This window comes from Thiomonas sp. SCN 64-16 (assembly GCF_001725585.1).
GTDB lineage: Bacteria > Pseudomonadota > Gammaproteobacteria > Burkholderiales > Burkholderiaceae_C > Thiomonas > Thiomonas arsenitoxydans.
Genome location: NZ_MEGQ01000005.1, coordinates 1 through 18,668, shown reverse-complemented (window position 1 = coordinate 18,668; position 18,668 = coordinate 1). Strand labels below are relative to the sequence as shown.

At 66.2% G+C, this 18,668-nt stretch carries 18 protein-coding genes; 15 read left to right on the top strand and 3 right to left on the bottom strand.

The features are described from left to right. Nucleotides 1-14 precede the first annotated feature (14 nt). Both ABT24_RS02380 and ABT24_RS02375 read right to left on the bottom strand, forming a co-directional pair. A complete protein-coding gene (locus tag ABT24_RS02380; protein WP_286737309.1) occupies nucleotides 15-1,541 on the bottom strand; it encodes a YifB family Mg chelatase-like AAA ATPase in 1,527 nt (508 codons plus the stop codon). A 9-nt stretch (nucleotides 1,542-1,550) separates the two neighbouring features. Next, on the bottom strand, nucleotides 1,551-1,838 hold the full coding sequence (locus ABT24_RS02375; RefSeq protein WP_013107212.1) for an accessory factor UbiK family protein: 288 nt from the start codon (nucleotides 1,836-1,838) through the stop codon (nucleotides 1,551-1,553). 295 nt (nucleotides 1,839-2,133) lie between these two features. On the opposite strand from ABT24_RS02375, the gene ABT24_RS02370 reads away from it, so the two are divergent. The 14 genes from ABT24_RS02370 to clsB all read left to right on the top strand — a co-directional run bounded on the left by ABT24_RS02370 (nucleotide 2,134) and on the right by clsB (nucleotide 16,497). After that, complete coding sequence (locus tag ABT24_RS02370; protein ID WP_276729579.1) at nucleotides 2,134-3,249, top strand: outer membrane beta-barrel protein; 1,116 nt, start codon at nucleotides 2,134-2,136, stop codon at nucleotides 3,247-3,249. A 36-nt stretch (nucleotides 3,250-3,285) separates the two neighbouring features. Continuing rightward, nucleotides 3,286-3,624, top strand: coding sequence for a P-II family nitrogen regulator (locus ABT24_RS02365; protein WP_013124270.1), 339 nt, complete (start codon nucleotides 3,286-3,288; stop codon nucleotides 3,622-3,624). Next, nucleotides 3,566-4,966 carry an ammonium transporter gene (locus ABT24_RS02360; protein WP_276729691.1) on the top strand — a complete coding sequence of 467 codons (1,401 nt, stop codon included), beginning with the start codon at nucleotides 3,566-3,568 and terminating at the stop codon, nucleotides 4,964-4,966. Before ABT24_RS02365 ends, ABT24_RS02360 begins: the two co-directional genes overlap by 59 nt. A gap of 168 nt (nucleotides 4,967-5,134) precedes the next feature. Next, on the top strand, nucleotides 5,135-5,593 hold the full coding sequence (locus tag ABT24_RS02355; RefSeq protein ID WP_276729583.1) for a nuclear transport factor 2 family protein: 459 nt from the start codon (nucleotides 5,135-5,137) through the stop codon (nucleotides 5,591-5,593). A gap of 45 nt (nucleotides 5,594-5,638) precedes the next feature. Beyond that, nucleotides 5,639-6,178, top strand: a complete 540-nt coding sequence (locus ABT24_RS02350) for an RNA polymerase sigma factor (RefSeq protein WP_276729586.1) — start codon at nucleotides 5,639-5,641, stop codon at nucleotides 6,176-6,178. Continuing rightward, the gene (locus tag ABT24_RS02345) at nucleotides 6,175-7,047 is read left to right on the top strand and encodes an anti-sigma factor family protein (RefSeq protein WP_276729589.1); all 873 of its coding nucleotides are present in this window, start codon (nucleotides 6,175-6,177) and stop codon (nucleotides 7,045-7,047) included. Before ABT24_RS02350 ends, ABT24_RS02345 begins: the two co-directional genes overlap by 4 nt. A gap of 156 nt (nucleotides 7,048-7,203) precedes the next feature. Next, nucleotides 7,204-7,974, top strand: coding sequence for an extracellular solute-binding protein (locus tag ABT24_RS02340; protein WP_276729693.1), 771 nt, complete (start codon nucleotides 7,204-7,206; stop codon nucleotides 7,972-7,974). Nucleotides 7,975-8,055: 81 nt separating this feature from the next. After that, nucleotides 8,056-9,348 (top strand): glutamate--cysteine ligase, encoded by a 1,293-nt coding sequence (gene gshA, locus ABT24_RS02335; RefSeq protein WP_013107220.1) that lies wholly within the window; start codon nucleotides 8,056-8,058, stop codon nucleotides 9,346-9,348. 19 nt (nucleotides 9,349-9,367) lie between these two features. Beyond that, nucleotides 9,368-10,444: a glutathione synthase gene (gene gshB, locus ABT24_RS02330; RefSeq protein WP_276729592.1), complete on the top strand. Its 1,077-nt coding sequence runs from the start codon at nucleotides 9,368-9,370 to the stop codon at nucleotides 10,442-10,444. A 36-nt stretch (nucleotides 10,445-10,480) separates the two neighbouring features. Further along, nucleotides 10,481-12,736, top strand: a complete 2,256-nt coding sequence (locus ABT24_RS02325) for a sensor histidine kinase (RefSeq protein ID WP_276729595.1) — start codon at nucleotides 10,481-10,483, stop codon at nucleotides 12,734-12,736. A gap of 219 nt (nucleotides 12,737-12,955) precedes the next feature. After that, nucleotides 12,956-13,615 carry a peroxiredoxin gene (locus tag ABT24_RS02320; protein ID WP_276729598.1) on the top strand — a complete coding sequence of 220 codons (660 nt, stop codon included), beginning with the start codon at nucleotides 12,956-12,958 and terminating at the stop codon, nucleotides 13,613-13,615. 141 nt (nucleotides 13,616-13,756) lie between these two features. After that, on the top strand, nucleotides 13,757-14,260 hold the full coding sequence (nudB, locus tag ABT24_RS02315) for a dihydroneopterin triphosphate diphosphatase (RefSeq protein ID WP_286737308.1): 504 nt from the start codon (nucleotides 13,757-13,759) through the stop codon (nucleotides 14,258-14,260). A 12-nt stretch (nucleotides 14,261-14,272) separates the two neighbouring features. Further along, nucleotides 14,273-15,109 carry an endonuclease/exonuclease/phosphatase family protein gene (locus ABT24_RS02310; RefSeq protein ID WP_276729605.1) on the top strand — a complete coding sequence of 279 codons (837 nt, stop codon included), beginning with the start codon at nucleotides 14,273-14,275 and terminating at the stop codon, nucleotides 15,107-15,109. 23 nt (nucleotides 15,110-15,132) lie between these two features. Next, nucleotides 15,133-16,497 carry a cardiolipin synthase ClsB gene (gene clsB / locus ABT24_RS02305; RefSeq protein ID WP_276729608.1) on the top strand — a complete coding sequence of 455 codons (1,365 nt, stop codon included), beginning with the start codon at nucleotides 15,133-15,135 and terminating at the stop codon, nucleotides 16,495-16,497. A 75-nt stretch (nucleotides 16,498-16,572) separates the two neighbouring features. On the opposite strand, the gene ABT24_RS02300 is transcribed toward clsB, so the two are convergent. Beyond that, entirely contained in the window at nucleotides 16,573-17,835 is a 1,263-nt protein-coding gene (locus ABT24_RS02300) for a sensor domain-containing diguanylate cyclase (RefSeq protein ID WP_276729611.1), read from the bottom strand. A gap of 206 nt (nucleotides 17,836-18,041) precedes the next feature. On the opposite strand from ABT24_RS02300, the gene ABT24_RS02295 reads away from it, so the two are divergent. Continuing rightward, a partial coding sequence (locus ABT24_RS02295; RefSeq protein WP_286737307.1) for a sulfurtransferase occupies nucleotides 18,042-18,668 on the top strand: 627 nt, incomplete at its 3' end.

Genomic DNA, 18,668 nt, shown 5'->3' with positions numbered 1-18,668 from the left:
TTTTTGTGCTCAGATCACTCCGATGCCAAGGCGCGGCGCAACTGCATGGCCTCGGCCAGATTAGGCAAACCGATGCGCTGCGACCCGGCCAGATCGGCGATGGTGCGCGCCAGCCGCAGTACCCGATGCGCCGCACGCGAAGACCACCCCAGCCGGGTGATGGCCTGGCTCAGAAACGCGCTGCCGGCGGTGTCGAGGGCGCAGTGCTCATCGAGTTCAGCGCCCTGTAACTGGGCATTGAGTGCCCCTTGCCGCGACTGCTGCCGATCAGCGGCTATGGCCACACGAGCGGCGATCTGTGCGCTGGTTTCGCCTTGCGGCAACTGCAGCAGCGCGTCAGGCGCAATGGCGCCGACTTCGACCTGAATGTCGATGCGGTCGAGCAAGGGGCCGGAGATACGCCCCTGATACCGCGATACCTGGTCAGGCGTGCAGCGGCAGGCCCTGGTGGCATGCCCCAGATAGCCGCAGGGACAGGGATTCATCGCCGCGATGAGCTGAAACCGCGCCGGAAACTCGGCCTGCCGCGCCGCGCGGGAAATATGAATGCGCCCGGTCTCCAGTGGTTCGCGCAGGCTCTCCAGCACGGCGCGGTCGAATTCGGGGAGTTCGTCGAGGAAAAGAACATTCTGCGTGGCCAGACTGATTTCGCCGGGCCGGATCGTCCCCGCGCCGCCGCCCACCAGCGCCACCGCCGACGCGGTGTGATGCGGGCTGCGCACAAAACGTCGCCCCCATTGTGTCGGATCGAAGCGTCCCACCAGACTGAGCACCGTCGCACTCTCCAGCGCCTGCGCACGGGTCAAGGCGGGCAACAACCCGGCAAAGCGCTGCGCCAGCATGGACTTGCCGCTGCCCGGCGGCCCCACCATCAGCACATGATGTCCCCCGGCGGCGGCGATTTCCAGCGCGCGTTTCGCCGCGCTGTGGCCGCGCACTTCGGCCATGTCGGGCGCGTCGGCAGGCGCGGCCTCAACCTTGGCAGATATCACCGGCTGCGCGGCGCCGTCCTGTTCGAGCAGATAGGCCACCACCTCCTGCAGATCACGCGCACCAAAAACAGCCGCGGCTTGCGCCAAAGCCGCCTCTTCAGCACTGGTTTGAGGCAAAACCAGCCGAGGCTCAGCCGCCTCGTCGTCCCCTTGCGCCCCAAGCGCACATGCCATGGCCAGCGCTCCCCGCGTAGGGCGCAACGCCCCGGTGAGCGACAACTCTCCTGCGAAAGTATGCCCTTGCAGACGCTGCGCCGGGATGAGCCCCTGCGCTGCCAGCAGCCCGATGGCAATGGGCAGATCGAAGCGGCCGGACTCCTTGGGCAGATCGGCCGGCGCCAGGTTGACGACGATGCGCTTGTTCGACGGAAAACCCAGCCCGCTATTGATGAGCGCGCTGCGCACGCGGTCGCGTGCCTCGCGCACCTCGGCCTCGGGCAGCCCGACGATGGTGAAGCCGGGCAAACCGGGCGAAAGATGCACCTCCACCGTGACCGGCGGCGCCTCCATGCCCAGCAGCGCCCGGCTGGCGACTTGCGCCAGCGACATGGGCGCGGGTCAGCGCCAGGCGTCTTCGGGCGACGCGGGCGCGCTCTGCGACCCGTTGTCCAGCCGGGCCTGCAGTTCGCGCACCTGGGCTTCGAGGGTATCGATCTGCTGGCGCGCGGCCAGCAGCATGCGCTGGGTGGCGTCGAACTCGTCGCGCGTCACCAGATCGAGCCGCCCCGCGGCGGAATGCGCCAGTGCGCGCAAATTGCGCTGCGCATCGTGCAGCGGCGACTGTTCGATCAAGCGGCCGATCTGGTCGAAAAACGCGGTATTGCGTTGGCGAAAGCTGTCGTTCATGGTGGAACTCCTGAAATGACTCCTGGTGCGCATTGTGACCGATTTCCCCCGCCCGACATGCAGCAGGCTATTGCGTTCTTGCGTCTTGCCAAGGATTGACCGGCCACCGAATGCACCCATGCGGCGCCAATTCTCCCGGCCGCACTGAACCGGTGCATGAATTCCGTTCTCCGTGGACGCCAAACCAGTCACAACGATGTGACATCGCCTCACAAACCTGGCACGAAAGCTGCAGATGCTCCCTGGCATTTGATGGTGGGCGTCTTGCCCGGCAGCACGCACAGGAGAAACTTGGATGAACAAAATCGCAATCGCCGCGGCCGTCGCCGCAGTTCTGGCCAGCACCGCGGGCGCAGCGTCGGCACAAACCACCCCCGCCCCCGCAGCGCCTGCCGCTCCCAGCTTGGGTGCGGTGCTCGCCGCCACCCCTGACCTGAGCATTACCGGCTATGTCTATGGCACTTACGACGACTTCGACACCTCGTCGACCCTGCTGCGCGCCTATGACACCAAGCCCAATGGCTTCAATGCCAACGGCGCCGCCGCAACTGTGGCTTACCTGCCCAGCTCAGGTTTCGGTGGCCAAGTCACCGTGCTCGGCGGCAACGACGCCAAGGCACTGAACGGCAGCAACTCGTTTTACCTGAACAACGCCTTCGTGCAATATGCCACCGGCGGACTCACCCTGATGGGCGGCAAGTTCGGCTCGCTGGCCGGCTTTGAGGTCACCAACCCAATGGGCAACGCCACGGTGTCGCGCAGCATTCTGTTCTGGGACATGGAACCCGGCTCGCTCACCGGCGTGCGCGCCAGCTACGCCGTGTCGCCTGCGCTGACCCTGATTGGCGGCGTGAACAACGGCTGGGTCAGCCCGCAGCCGAGCAACACTTCCAAGACCATTGAACTGGGCGCAAGCGGTAGCCCGAACTCCATGTTCTCCTACATGGCGGACTACTACCGCGGCCAGTCGCCGCTGTTCGGCGGCTCGACCAACGGCGTGCTGCAACTGCTTGATCTTGTCGGCACTTTCAATGTCAACAGCGCGCTGACCCTGGGCGCCAACGTCGACCTGCTGTCCAAGGATGACGTGCCCCTGGCGAGCGGCGGCACCGGCACCGGCAAGTCCAACGGCCTGGCGCTGTATGCCACCTACGCGTTGACGAGCGAATGGGGCGTGGCAGCGCGCGGCGAATACGTCGATGACAAGGACGGCATGGTCTCTGGAACCAACGGCACCGCCAACAAGCTCAAGGAGCTGACTCTGGCGGTGAACTACACGCCGATGAAAAACGTCAAGCTGTCCGCCGAAGTGCGCCAAGACAAGTCCGACACCGCGATCTTCACCAAAAAAGACGGCTCCCCCACCACCAAGCAAAGCTCGCTTGAGTTGATGGCCGTTTACTCGTTCTGATCCCACGGGCCTTCGGGCCCTCTGAAGGAGCCACACATGAAAATGATCACGGCCATTATCAAGCCGTTCAAGCTCGACGAGGTGCGCGAGTCCTTGTCGGGCATCGGGGTGACGGGCATCACCGTCACCGAAGTCAAGGGTTTTGGTCGGCAAAAGGGCCACACCGAGCTGTACCGCGGCGCGGAATACGTGGTCGATTTTCTGCCCAAGGTGAAGATCGAGGCGGCCGTGCCGCAAGCCCTGGTCGAACGCACCATCGAAGCGATCGAAACCGCAGCCCGCACGGGCAAGATCGGCGACGGCAAGATCTTCGTCTCTGCGCTCGAACAGGTCGTTCGCATCCGCACCGGTGAAACCGGCGGCGACGCCCTTTGACTCCCTCCATGAGGAATCCGACATGAAAAAAAGTCTCGCTATTCCCGCAGCGCTCGGCGCGATGCTGCTCGGCATGGGCAGCGCCTGGGCGCAGACCGCCCCGGCCGCTGCCGCCTCAAATCCGGCCGCCTTCATCAACTCCGGCGACAACGCCTGGATGCTGACCTCCACCGCGCTGGTGCTGATGATGACCATTCCCGGTCTGGCGCTGTTCTACGGCGGCATGGTGCGCAAGAAGAATGTGCTCGCCACGCTGATGCAGAGTTTCGCCATCACCTGTCTGGTGACCGTGCTGTGGATGATCATCGGCTACAGCCTGGCGTTCACGCCGGGCAATGGGTTCATCGGCGGATTGAGCCGATTCTTCCTGGGCGGCATGGACCTGGATTCGGCCAACCCGTTGGCGCCGACCATTCCTGAGTCGACTTATATGACCTTCCAGATGACCTTCGCCATCATCACCCCGGCGCTGATCGTTGGATCGTTTGCAGACCGCATGAAGTTCTCGGCCCTGCTGTGGTTCATGGGCATCTGGCTGCTGGCCGTGTACGCCCCGATCGCTCACATGGTGTGGGGTGGCGGCTTCCTCGGCGGCGACGGCGTGCTTGACTACGCTGGCGGCACCGTGGTGCACATCAACGCCGGTATCGCCGGTCTGGTGGCTGCGCTGGTGATGGGCAAGCGCATCGGCTACGGCAAGGAAGCCATGCCGCCGCACAACCTCGTGCTGACCATGATCGGTGCCTCGCTGCTGTGGGTGGGCTGGTTCGGCTTCAACGCCGGTTCCGCCGTAGCTGCCAGCGACCGTGCCGGCATGGCCATGGCTGCCACGCAGATCGCTACCGCTGCTGCCGCACTGGGCTGGATGTTCGCCGAGTGGATTGCCCGCGGCAAACCCACCATCCTGGGCATCACCTCCGGCGCGGTTGCCGGCCTGGTGGCCATCACCCCGGCGTCCGGCTTTGTCGGCCCTGGCGGCGCGCTGGCCATCGGCCTGATCGCTGGCGTGGTGTGCTTCTGGACTGCGGTCTACATGAAGGAAATGATCGGCTATGACGACTCGCTCGACGCCTTCGGCGTGCATGCCATCGGCGGCATCGTCGGCGCCATGCTCACCGGCGTGTTCGCGGTCAAGGCCATCGGCGGCACCGCCGGCGCCCTGGAAGGCAATATGGCCCAGATCCTGATCCAGGCCAAGGGCGTGGGCTTCACCATCGTCTACGACGCCATCGTCACCTTCATCATCCTCAAAGTCATCGACAGGGTCATCGGCCTGCGCGTCACCGAAGAGCAGGAACGCGAAGGTCTGGACATCAGCCTGCACGGCGAGCAAGTGCTCTGAGTCAAAGTTTCCGGACGGTGCGGCGGCCAGCCGCAGCACCCGAAGGCGTCTCCTCATCCTGTCCCCAGGATGTTCCAACCGCCCCGATGGGGCGGTTTTTTTTCGACAGCGGAATAATCGCCGCGCCGGGCCGTCTATGGAGCATCCCCACCCCAAACGGAGCTGATGATGAACCCCGCCACTCGCTTGACCCCCACCCTCGCCGCCGCGGCACTGGCCCTCTCGGCGCTCTGGATCGCGCCGTCGGCTTACGCCGACACTCCCGTCGAGGCCGCCCGCGCGCACATCGAAGCGATTGCCGCAGGCAACGTGGACGCCATCACCGCCAGCTACGGCCCGGACGCCGTGCTCGAATGGGTCGGCGGCCCGTTGGATGGCCGCTACGCCGCCGCCGACACCATCAAGACCACCTGGACCAAGTTCACCAAGGCCAACGGCCCGCTCAAGGCCGAGATCACGCATCTGCAGGAAGCGGCAAACCCGAAGGGCGCCACCGTCACGGCCGATGTCGTGTTCCAGGGCAAAACGGCCATTCCCGTGCGCTACGTGCTCACCTATCGCAGCGGCAAGCTGGTCGATGAAATCTGGCAGATCGACCCCAAGCTCGCCAGCAAAGGCGGATACTGATCGGATACTGATTCTCGTCGCCCGCACGCACCCATTCCCGCCGCCATGGCCGACCGCCACCAACTGCTGACCGAGCAGATCCCGCACCTGCGGCGCTATGCCCGCGTGCTCCACGCCGGACGCATGGCCGACGCCGACGATCTGGTGCAGGACACGCTGGAGCGCGCCGTCAACAAATGGGGGCTCTGGCGCGGGGTGGGCAGTGTGCGGCCCTGGCTGTTTTCCATCATGCACAACCTGTTCGTCGATCACTGCGCCGTGCGCAATGCGCAGGCCACGGAGTCCCTGGACGATCTGCCAGACGCCGCCCATCCAGTGCAAGCCGCAACGCAAGAGCTGCACCTCGAAGCCCTCGAACTGCTGGCCGCCCTCCAGCGCCTCAGTGTGCCCTTTCGCGAGGTGTTGTTGCTGGTGGCCGTGGAAGGGCTCAGCTATACGGAGGCGGCCAAGGCGCTCGGCGTGCCCACCGGCACGGTGATGTCGCGCCTGTCGCGCGCCCGCAGCCAGCTCTGGCAACTCACCAACGGTGAAGGAGCGCAGCGCCCTGCCTTGCGCGTCATCGATGGGCAAAGGAGTGTGGGATGAATCCGCAACGCCCCGACCGCGACACCCTCATGGCCTACGCCGACGGCCAGCTCGACGCGGCCCGCAGCGCCGAGGTTGAGCGCTATTTGGAATACGAAGCCCGGCTGGCCCTGAATGGCGATGTGCCACCGCACGGCGCGCGAAGCTCCGTGAGCGCGGAAATCGCCGCCCTGCAGGCGCAGAACCTGGCGCTGCGCGAGGCACTCGCTCCCATGCTCGACGAGCCAGTGCCCGCGCGCCTGTTGCAACCTCTCGCGCCGCCTGCGCGCCCCTGGGTACGCGCGGCAGCCGTGGTGTTGTGGATCGGCGTGGGCGCGGCGGCCGGCAGCCTGGCCACCCGGGAGGCGCTGCAGCAAAACGGCCCCGTGGTCACCGCGCAGAACGAAAGCGAAGGCATGCAGCACTTCGTGCATCAGGCCGAACTCGCCTACGCCGTCTACACCCCGGACGCGCGCCGCCCGGTGGAAGTACGCGAAGGCAGCGATCTGACCACCTGGCTGTCGCGCCGCTTGCAGCGACCCATCGTGGCGCCCGACACCCTGCCCGGCGGCCTAGTGCTCATGGGCGGCCGCCTGCTGCCCGGCATGCCGGGAAAACCCGCCGCACAGCTCATGTACCAGGACGCGCAAGGCCACCGCGTCACGGTCTATCTGCGCGGCATGGCCAAGCCCACCGCCGAGATTTCATTTCGCATCGTGCCCGGAAAACCGGCGTCCACCTTTTATTGGGTGGATCGCCAATGGGGCTACGCGCTGACCGGCGATCTGCCCCGCGCCCAATTGCTCGACGCAGCACGCGTGCTCTATCAGCGCTACACCGCCGACGATCCATCCGCCCTGCCAGGTTCCACTGCCGCGCCGCAAGCCTGACTTCGCGACGCAGCTTTCGATTCCCCTCGCCCTGCAGACCGACGCTCTGGCGTCGATCGACCGGGTTTTTTTCGACGTTCAGGAGTGCTCATGACCCAACCCACCTCACCCAACCCGACCGCTGGCCAAACCCCAGACGCCGGACGCCGCGCCCTGCTGCGCACCAGCCTGCTGGGCGCCGGCTTGCTGCTGGCCTCGGCCACGCCGCTGGCCCTGGCGGACAACGCCCCGTCGCTCAAGGTGTACGGCCCGGGCGGCCCGGCGCCCGCCATGAAAGAAGCGGCCACGGCCTTCGAGAAAGCCACGGGCATCAAGGTCGAAGTCACCGCCGGCCCCACCCCGAAGTGGATCGACGCCGCCCGGGCCAACGCCGACCTGATCTATTCCGGATCGGAAACCATGATGAGCGACTTCGTCACCGCCATGAACGGCCAGCTCGACAGTGCCGACGTCACTGCGCTCTACCTGCGGCCGCTCTCCATTCTGGTGCGCCCGGGCAACCCCAAGCACATCACCGGCTTCACCGATCTGCTCAAACCTGGCATCAAGGTGCTCGTGGTCAACGGCGCCGGACAGAACGGGGTCTGGGAAGACGCCGCCGGTCGCCTGGGCGACATCCGCACCGTGCGCGCGCTGCGCAGGAACATCGTCGCCTATCCAGCCAACAGCGCGCTGGCCCGCCAGGCCTGGATCGACCAGCCCGACATCGACGCCTGGCTGATCTGGAATATCTGGCAGGTCTCCAACCCCAAGCTGGCCGAACAGGTGGCGGTGGAAGAGCCTTACCGCATCTACCGCGACACCGGCATCGCCCCGACCACGCGCGGCAAACAGCTGCCCGCCTCGCAGCAGTTCATCGCCTTTTTGCAGAGCCCGCAAGGCGCGGCGATTTTTCAGCGCTGGGGCTGGATGACGAACGGCGCCTGAACCGGGGCAGATGCGGGAGCTCAGCGCGTTTGCGCTGCGTCTGCAAGAATCGGGGCTGTCCCCGCTTTTGCAAACAGAACAATGATCCCGCATCTCATCACCTCCTCGGGCGATCCCGTCCTCGAACTCGAACAGCGCATCCTGGAGGCGCAGCCCTCCATCGAGCGCTGGTTCCGCCTCGAATGGATGGAGCACACCCCGCCGTTCTACAGCTCGGTCGATCTGCGCAACGCCGGCTTCAAGCTCGCGCCGGTCGACACCAACCTCTATCCCGGCGGCTTCAACAATCTCTCCCCGGAGATGATGCCGCTGGCGGTGCAGGCCGCCATGGCCGCCATCGAGAAAATCTGCCCGGAGGCCAAGAACCTGCTGGTGATTCCCGAGAACCACACCCGCAACACCTTCTACCTCGAAAACGTGCACACCCTGATGCGCATCTTCCGTCAGGCCGGGCTGAACGTGCGTCTCGGGTCGCTCGACGAGACGGTCACCGAACCCATGCACCTCAAGCTGCCGTCGGGCGGCGAGCTGGTGGTGGAGCCGCTGATCCGCAACAAACTGCGCCTCGGGCTGAAAGACTTCGACCCCTGCACCATCCTGCTCAACAACGATCTGTCGGGCGGCATCCCCCCCATCCTGCAGGGTCTGCACGAGCAATACCTGCTGCCACCGCTGCATGCCGGCTGGGCCGTGCGGCGCAAGTCCAAGCACTTCCACGCGTATGACGATGTGGCGAAAAAATTCGCCAAGCTCATCGGCGTCGATCCGTGGATGCTCAACCCCTACTTCGCCCAATGCGGCAAGGTCAACTTCCACGAGCGCCACGGCGAAGACTGTCTGGCCGAAGCGGTCGACAGCGTGCTGGCCAAGGTGCGCAAGAAGTACAAGGAATACGGCATTCAGGAAAAGCCCTTTGTCATCGTCAAGGCCGACGCGGGCACCTACGGCATGGGCGTGATGACCGTGCGCGACCCCAGCGAGGTGAAAGACCTCAACCGCAAGACCCGCAACAAAATGAGCGTGGTCAAGGAAGGGATGGAAGTCAGCGAAGTGCTGATTCAGGAAGGCGTGCCCAGCGTCGAGCGGCTGCAAGAGGCCGTGTGCGAGCCGGTGGTTTATATGATGGACCGCTATGTCGTCGGCGGCTTCTACCGCGTGCACGCCGACCGCGGGCCGGATGAAAATCTCAACGCCCCCGGCATGCACTTCGTGCCGCTGGCATTCGAGGAACAGTTCAACGTCACCCACCCGGAAGCGGCCCCCGGCACCAACGGGCCGAACCGCTTCTATATGTACGGCGTCATCGCCCGTCTGGCCATGGTGGCCGCCAGCTACGAGCTGGAGCGCACCGACCCCGAGACCGAGCTGGGCTGAGCCTCGGCCCGACAACATCATGCAGCTGCTGTTCATCGCCGACCCGATCGCGTCCTTCAAGATTTACAAGGACACCACCTTCGCCATGATGCGCGAGGCGCAGGCGCGCGGCCATGTGCTCTGGGTTTGCGAAGCCGCCGATCTGCACTGGAGGGGCGGAGCCTCCACCCCAACCCTTTCCACGGCGCAGGAGGGAGAAAGCGCTCCTCCCGCTCCTCCTCCACGCAGTGGGGGAGGCTGGGAGGGGGAGATTGCAGCGCCAGTCACCGCCGTCTGCCGCCGCATCGAACTCACCGGGGCCACGTCGGGGCACGACTGGTACCGCGTGCTCGACCAGCGCCCACTGGCCTTGCGCGAGGTGGATGCGGTGCTCATGCGCAAAGACCCGCCCTTCGACAGCGAATACTTCTACGCCACCCATCTGCTGCAGCAGGCCGAGCGCGAAGGTGCGGCGGTGTTCAACAGCCCCCGGGCGCTGCGCGACCACCCGGAAAAGCTCGCCATTCTGGAGTTTCCGCAGTTCATTACTCCCACTCTGGTCAGCCGCCGCGCGGCCGAAATCAAGGCGTTCTACGGTGAGCATGGCGACATCATCCTCAAGCCGCTCGACGGCATGGGCGGCACGGGCATCTTTCGCCTGCGGCAGCAGGCCGATGGCAGCCCCGATCCCAACCTCAACGTGGTGATCGAAACCCTCACCGCCTTTGGCGCCACCACCGTGATGGCGCAGCGCTTCGTGCCCGCCATTGCGCAGGGCGACAAGCGGGTGCTCATCATCGACGGCGAGCCCGTGCCCTATTGCCTGGCGCGCATTCCGCAAGGCGGGGAGACACGCGGCAATCTGGCCGCTGGCGGATTGGGCGTGGCGCAGCCGCTCTCAGAGACCGACTGGGCCATCGCCCGCGCGCTGGGGCCGGTGCTGGCCGCACGCGGTCTGCTGCTGGTGGGCATCGACATCATTGGCGACAAGCTCACCGAGATCAACGTCACCAGCCCGACCTGCTTTCAGGAAATCACCCAGCAATCCGGCTGCGATGTGGCCGCGCGCTTCATCTCCGCGCTCGAAGCCGCCGTCACCCGATCCCGCCCCGATTGACGCCGCAGGCGCGCGGTGGGCGACAATCCGCCCATCATGCAGATGCCGCAAACCCGTTCTGCCCGCATTTTGATGGCGGCCTTGCTGCTGACCCTCGCGGGGGTCACCACGGCGCTGTACATCGCCCTCAATCAACCCTGGCTGGGGCTCACCCTTTCGTCCCGCGCCGATGCGTACAGCCCGGGCATCGAGGTGCTGCATGTCGCTCGCAACGGCCCCGCCGCGGCCATCGCTCAAGGCTCGCGCTTGCTGTCGATCAGCGCGGGCGGGCAGCGCGTGGCCTTGCAGCCCAGCGACCTGATCGAAGAGCCTGACTATTTCGACACTTACGCCGAAGTCGAGCGCTTTTTTCAGCGTCAAACGCAGATCGCCGCGCTGCAGGCGCGCCCCCTGCTACTGAGCTGGCAAGACCCTGCCGGACAGGTCTTCGAGCAGGCCGTCACACCCCTACCCAACCGTCCGCTCGCCAGTCTGCCTTTCGTGTTCTGGTTCCAGTTGCTCTGCGGCGGCGTGGCCCTGCTCGTCGGCGCCTGGGTCTATGCGCTCAAACCCAAGGGCTGGCCGGGGCGGCTGCTGGCGCTCTCGGGGCTGCTGTTTCTACCCAACACATACTCGGCCGCGATCTACAGCACCCGCGAACTGGCGCTGCCCGGCGGTCTGTTCGAGTTGCTATCGGCCATCAATCATCTGGGCGCGCTGGGGTTCGGCGGCGCGTTGGCCGCGCTGTTTCTGGTGTACCCAGCGCGACTGGCTGCGGCGAAGTGGCTCTGGCCCGTGCCCATCATCGTGGTGGGCTGGTGGGCGATGGATGCCGCGCGGCTGGCGCCCAACGTGAGCTGGGGAGTGCGCATTCCGCTGCTGCTCGAAATCCTGCTGGCCGTGGCGCTGGCCGTGGTGCAGTGGCGGCGCAGCGCCATGCGCGCGGCCGACCGCGCCGCGCTGCGCTGGTTCATGCTCTCGGCCATGCTGGGCGCGTTCACCTTTGTCGTCTTCACCTTCGGTTCGAGAATGATCGGGGTGTTCACGCCGATGCAGCAGGGCTATGCCTTCGGTTTTTTTCTCGCCATGTACCTCGGCTTGGCGCTGGGGGTCGGGCGCTATCACCTGTTCGACCTCGACCGCTGGGCCTACCGGCTGCTGCTGTGGGTGCTGGGGCTGGGGCTGATCGTCGTGCTCGACATGCTGCTGGTGCTGCTGCTGAACTGGCGCCACGACCTGTCACTCATCCTCACCCTGCTGCTGGCCGGGCTGCTGTATTTGCCGATGCGGCAATGGCTGTGGGGCCGCATGATGCAGGGCGAGTTGCCGCCCATCGACAAGCTGCTGCCCGAGATCATTTCGGTGGCCTTCACCGCGCAGACCTTGGAGCGCGAGCGCCGCTGGCTCGGCCTGCTCGACCGGCTGTACCAGCCGCTGCACAACCTGCCGATGCCGCCAAGCGAGGCCGACACCGCCCCCGGTCTGGCGCAGGACGGCATGGAGCTGCGCATCGCCCCGGCAGGCGGTCTGGCCGCGCGCCGTCTGCAGGGTCGCAGCGCCGGCCAGCGCCTGTTCACCGTGAACGACGCCGACCTGGCCACCTCGCTCGTGACCCTGTTCAACCAGGCCGCGGCGGGCCGCGACGCGCTGGAGACCGGCGTGCAGCAAGAGCGCGACCGCATCGCCAGCGATCTTCACGACGACATCGGCGCCAAGCTGCTCACCCTGCGCCATCTGGTGCACGGCGAGCGCGAGCAGGCCATGCTGATGACCACCATCGACCAGTTACGCGCCATCGTGCGCGGGCTGCGGCAGGCGGTGCAGCCGTGGGAAGAGTTCGCCGCCGACATCCGCTCGGAAACCGCGCAACGTCTGGCCGCAGCCGGTATGGCGCTCGACTGGCCGCCTCCACTCATCGGTGGGCTGAGCGCCGCTCGCCTGCCCCCGCAAGATGCCGCGCAGCAATACCACCTGCGCGCCCTGCTGCAAGAGGCGGTGAGCAACGCCATACGCCACGCCCGCGCCAGCCGCGTTTCAGTGCGACTGAGCATCGTCGATGCGACCCGTATGCGGCTGGACGTTTTCGACGACGGCATCGGCATCGATCCGCAGCATGCCGCCACCGGACATGGCCTGACCAGCATGCAGATCCGCGCCCGCGCCCTGGGCGGCCAGATCGCCTGGCGCCGCAACATCGACCGCACCCCGTCCAGCGCGCCCACCGACGAAGCCGCGGAAAGCGCCGCGCCGCCTTCGGGCCGCGGCACCTGGGTGGAATTGGTGTTTCCCTTAGGGCCTGTTCACGCTATTTAGGCCCCGTCGCCAACGCGGGTTAGCGGCCTGTCACAACCAAGTCGATCAGGCCTCGCACAATGCCTTTCATTCAGTTTTTCAGAGCGTCAGTTTCGTTATATGTTTTCCCTAACTGTTCGATTGTGACAATCGATTGGATCAATTTTCGGGTTTTCCCTAGACTTCTTTCTCAACGGCACACCCGCCGCATGTTTTCTTCCCACAACAAGGACCTCAACCATGGAACAAACCACTGAAAATTTCGGCCTGCCCCGTCTCAACGAGCCGGCGCCCCATTTCGCCGCCGTCACCACCCACGGCACCCGCACCCTGGCCGACTACAAGGGCAAGTGGCTGATCCTGTTCTCGCACCCCGCCGACTTCACCCCGGTGTGCACCACCGAGTTCATGGGCTTCGCCCGTGAAGCCGAGACCTTCAAGTCGATGAACTGCGAGCTGCTCGGCCTGTCGATCGACTCGATCTTCGCCCACCTGGCCTGGGTGCGTTCGATCAAGCAGCACTTCGGCGTGGACATTCCCTTCCCCATCATCGAAGACCTGAAGATGGACGTGGCCCGTGCTTACGGCATGATCCACCCCGGCGCCGCCGACACCCAGGCCGTGCGCGCCACCTTCTTCATCGACCCCAACGGCATCCTGCGCGCCATGGTGTACTACCCGATGAGCAACGGCCGCTCGATCAACGAGTTCGTGCGTCTGCTGCAAGCCTTGCAGACCAGCGACAAGCACGGCGTGGCCACGCCGGAAGCCTGGTGCCCGGGCGACAAGGTCATCGTGCCCCCGCCGAAGACCTCCGCCGCCGCTGAAGAGCGCGTGGCCAAGGGCGCTTCCCTGGGCATGGAAGTGACCGACTGGTACTTCTCCAAGAAGACGCTGTAATTCATCAACGGGAACTCCCCGTTGCCTGAAGACCCAAGCCCCTGCCCGCCGGGGCTTGGGTTTTTGTCTTGCGCAAAGGTCGCAAGAAACGAGGGCGCGGCAAGCAAGCGTTTGCAGCCTGACTTCCTTAAGATGCGGGTCATGGATGCAACGACTCAGTCCCCCTTCTCCCCGTCCGAGACCGGACGCAAGATTCCGGTCTCGGTGCTGGTGGTGATTCACACTCCCGTACTCGATGTGCTGCTGATCGAGCGCGCGCTGCAGCCCGGCTTCTGGCAAAGCGTGACGGGCAGCATCGACGCCCCTGGCGAACCCCTGATGGACACCGCCCTGCGCGAAGTGGCCGAAGAAACCGGCATCCAGGTAGGCGGCAGCGCCGTGCCGTCATCCGCGCTGCGCGATTGGCGGCTGGCCAATGTGTACGAAATCTATCCGCTGTGGCGGCATCGCTACCCGGCGGGCATCTGGAAAAACACCGAGCATGTGTTCAGCCTCGAAGTGCCCGCAGGCACTCCCGTCACCCTGGCCGCACGCGAACACCGCGCATGGGCCTGGCTGCCGTGGCAGGAGGCGGCCAAGCGCTGCTTTTCGGCCTCGAACGCCGACGCGATCCGCCAGTTGCCGCGGCGCTTTCCTTCGCGCTGAACAGGCCCGGTCATGGAACTGCGCGTCGCCTCCTACAACATCCACAAAGGCGTGCTCGGCCACGGCCCGGCCAAGCGCGCCAGCATTCTGGAGTTGCAGACGGCGCTGCAGGGGCTTGAGCCCGATCTGGTTTTTCTACAGGAGGTGCAGTTTTTGCATCAGCGCAACGCGCGCCGACTGAGCGGTTGGCCCGCGCTGCCGCAGCACGACTTTCTGGCGCAGGCGCTGAACATGCACGCGGCCTACCGCACCAATGCCTGCACCCGGCATGGCGAACATGGCAATGCGCTGCTCTCGCGCTATCCCATCATCGACATCGCCCACTGCGATGTATCGGACCACCGCTTCGAGCAACGCGGCCTGCTGCATGTGCAGGTGGCGCTGCCCAAGGGCGGGCCGCTGCACTGCATCGTGGTGCATTTCGGGCTGTTTGCCGCCAGCCGACAGCGCCAGACCGATCGCCTGCTCGACTACATCGCGGCGCGGGTGCCCGCGCAGGCGGCGCTCATCGTCGCGGGCGATTTCAACGACTGGCACGGCCGCATCGGCCCGCAACTGCTGCAGCAAGGCCTGGTCGATGTGAGCGAGCCGCCACTCAAGACCAATGGCAAGACCTCGTGGCGCAAGCGCGTGCGCACCTATCCCGCGCGGCTGCCGCTGATGCCGCTCGACCGCATCTACGCCCGGGCCTTCAGTGCCAGCGAAATCGGTCTGGGCTGGGGTCGCGCCTGGGCGCGGCTGTCCGACCACGCGCCGCTGCTGGCCTCGCTGCGCTGCGACCAGCCAGACTGCCCCGAGTCGCCCCTGCACGACCCGGCCGCCGCTGCGTCCGCGCCCATCGCCGCGTGAGCGCGTAGCCCGAGCGCAGCCCCTTGCCTGCCCCGTCCTTGCAAGCCGACTCGCTGCCCCACCCTCTCGATGAACCGCTGCGCTGGACCGGCGGCGCCGCCCCGCGGCTGCTGCCCTACGGCAGCGCGCTATTCCCGGCCATGCAACAGGCCATCGAACAGGCCCGCGAAAGCATCTGGCTGCAGACCTACATTTTTCATACCGACGAGGCCGCGATGACTCTGGCCAGCGCGCTGTGCGACGCCGCGCGGCGCGGCGTGCAGGTGCGGGTGCTGGTGGACGGGCTGGGTTCGAGCCGCAGTGTCGAGGCGCTCTCCGGCCTCTTCACCGAAGCCGGGGTGGAGTTCATGGTGTTTCGTCCCTGGCGCAAATGGCTCGATGTGGTGCAGCGCGGACGCTGGCGGCGGCTGCACCGCAAGCTGTGCGTGGTGGACGCGCACACCGCCTTCATCGGCGGCATCAACCTCATCGACGACCGACTCGATATTCACCATGGCTGGAGCGCGCAGCCCCGGCTCGACTATGCGGTGCAATACCACGGCCATCTCGCGCGCCAGACGCAGTGGGTGATGCAGCGACTATGGCTGCGCACCGTGCTCACCGGCAGCCTGCAGCGCCGCCTGCGCAAACTGCCCGGCCCCGGCGTGTTCGACACCTCACCCAACCGCCGCGCCTACTGGCAGGAACTGCTGGACTGGGGCAGCGACATGCCCGTGGCCGACGAAGACGGCGCGCCACTGCCGCCCAGCAGCGCCACAGCGGCCGCGCCCCGCACACCCGCACCCCGCCCCACTCCGCAGACCCTCGCGCAAAGCCTGGCCGCGTTGGTGGTGCGCGACAACTTCTCGCAGCGCCGCGCCATCGAGCACAGCTACATCCGCGCCATCAACCGCGCCCACAACCGCGTGCTCATCGTCAGCCCCTACTTCTATCCGGGGCTGGAGTTTCGCCAGGCGCTGAAAAATGCGGCGGCACGCGGCGTGCGCGTCGAGCTGCTGCTGCAAGGCCGTATCGATTACCGCATGGCGGCGTGGGCGGCGCGCGCGCTCTACGGCGAAATGCTGCGCGCCGGGGTGCATATCTATGAATACACCCCCGCCTATCTGCACGCCAAGGTCGCCGTGGTCGATGCCGACTGGGCCACGGTCGGCAGCTCCAACATCGACCCGCTATCGCTGCTGGTCAATCTCGAAGCCAATCTCGCCGTGCTCGACCGCGCCTTCGCGCTGGAACTGGGCGCGCATATCGAAAGCCAGATCGCGCAGTCGCTGCCCATCAACACGCCCGACCGTCTGCGCACGCGGGCGCCGTGGTGGCTGCGGCCGTTCGTGGCCGTCGCCGCGCGGGCCTTTGTCGCCCTGGCCGGCGGGGTGAAAAACGAATATTAGCCCCCCCGAAAGCCGCGCTGCACGCGGCTCTCCCCCAGGGGGCAACGAAACACTTGGGGCGGCCCGGCGTGTTTCTTAGGCGCCCCCTTGGGACGATTCGCCGCACACGCAGTTGCGCCCCATCTGCTTGGCGCGGTAGAGCGCTCGGTCGGCGCGCACCAGCACATCGGCGGTGCGCTGATCGCCCGGGCGCGACTGGGTCATGCCGATGCTGACGGTGAGCGCCACCGCCTCGCCCTCGGCCAAGGCGATGGCCTCGGCGCTGACCGAAGCGCGCAGACGCTCGGCGATCTGCCCCGCCTCGGCCTCATCCGCGCCGTCGAGAATCAACAGAAACTCCTCGCCGCCCAGCCGTCCGAAAAAGTCGCGGCTGCGCTTTTCGCCCTCGATGATCCGGACGAAGCGACACAGCACCCGGTCGCCCGCGGCGTGGCCGAATCCATCGTTGATACGCTTGAAATAGTCGAGATCGAGCAACAGCACCGACAGCGGCGCCCTGCGCTGCAACAACCGCTCGAGAATGCCCAGAATGCTGGAGCGGTTGTGGATGCCGGTCAGGCTGTCGAAGGTCGCCAGATGTTCGAGCCGACGCTCCAGCGCCTTGCGCTCGCTGATGTCGCGCCAGATGCCTTCGACCCCGGCGTAGTTGCCCTGCTCGTCGCGCAAGGCCTGGGTGCTGATGGAGATGTCGATGATCACCCCGTCCTTGCGCCGCATGCGCCCCGGAAAATCATGCACCGCACCGTGCTTGCGGATCTCGGCCACCAGGGCGTCGCGCTCTGACAAGTCGGGATAGAAGGCCGCAGCGGGCAGGCCGATGATTTCCTCGGCGGTGTAGCCCAGCACGTTTTTCACCGCCGGGCAGACGTAGCGGGTAATGCCCTGCGCATCGGTGCGGTAGAACACATCCTGCATGGTGTTCATCATGCGCTGGAAATCTTCGTCGGTCTGGCGCAGGCGCTGCTCCATCGCGGCGCGCTCGGTCATGTCGAGAAAGGTCGCCAGCACCGCGCGTTCATCGTCCACCACCACGATGGCGCTGCTCATGGCCAGCATTAGCGGCTGGCCGTCGCAGGTGTAGGCGCGAATTTCAGTGACCGGGTTGATGCCGCCACCCTCGGCGTGACGCAGCCGCGCTAGCGCGCGGTGCAGGTCGAGCGGGTGAATGAAAACATCGACCTCACGCCCGATGACGTCGGACGGCTGGCGCGCCCGCAACAGCCGCAGCGCCGCGGGGTTGGCGTAACGCACGGTATCGCCCACCAGCATCGCTACACAGGCTGGCAACTGGTCGATCCATTCTGCGCTGGGGCGATCCGCCTGGTCGGGGTCAGCCATGACGAACTTCAGGCGCCGGATGCGTAACCCGGTCTGGATGGCTTGGGGCGTGCATGATGGGTTCCACTCTGCGATGGGTATGAGAAAACAGGTTAGCACTGCGCAGAGCGCATGGTCCGGCGGGCTGATCTCATATGCCCTGCGGTTGGATGCGCATGACAACTCTGTATTTCCGTTTTCGCCGCCGGACTTCCAGAATGCGGTGCATGAACACGCCGTCCCCCGCCCCTTCTTCTCTTCACCCCCCTCGCCGTTCCGCCTGGTCACGTCTGTGCCGCATCTGCGCCCTGGGCTGGCTGCTCGCCGCCTGGGCCTTGCAACAAGGCGTCAGCGCAGCGCCATCCGCGCCATCCGCGCCGGGCACGGCGCAGACTTTCGGCCCGCTGATCTCGGCGCAAGCCCTGGCCACTCAACCTACGCAGGTGCGCATCATCGACCTTCGCGACGATGCGGCAGCGGCCAACGTGGCGCACATTCCCGGAGCACTTGCCGCTCCCTATGCCGACTGGCGTGGCCCCTCCAGCAATCCGGGCCAGCTCCTGCCGCTGCCTCGGTTCACCGCTCTCGTCCGGCGACTGGGCCTGAACGCCGAAACACCCGTAGTGCTCGTCGCCAGCGGGGATGACCCCAGCGATTTCGGCGCGCCCGCCCGCGTTTACTGGACGCTCAAATGGCTGGGACTGAAGCATCTTGCCATTCTCAACGGCGGCATGACCGCCTGGCAGGCCGCCGCCCTGCCGCTCACCCGCCAGCCCACGCCCGCGCCGACGCCCAGCACGTTCACCCCGCAACTCGACGACGCCCTGCTCGCCACCCGACCCGAAGTGGCGCAC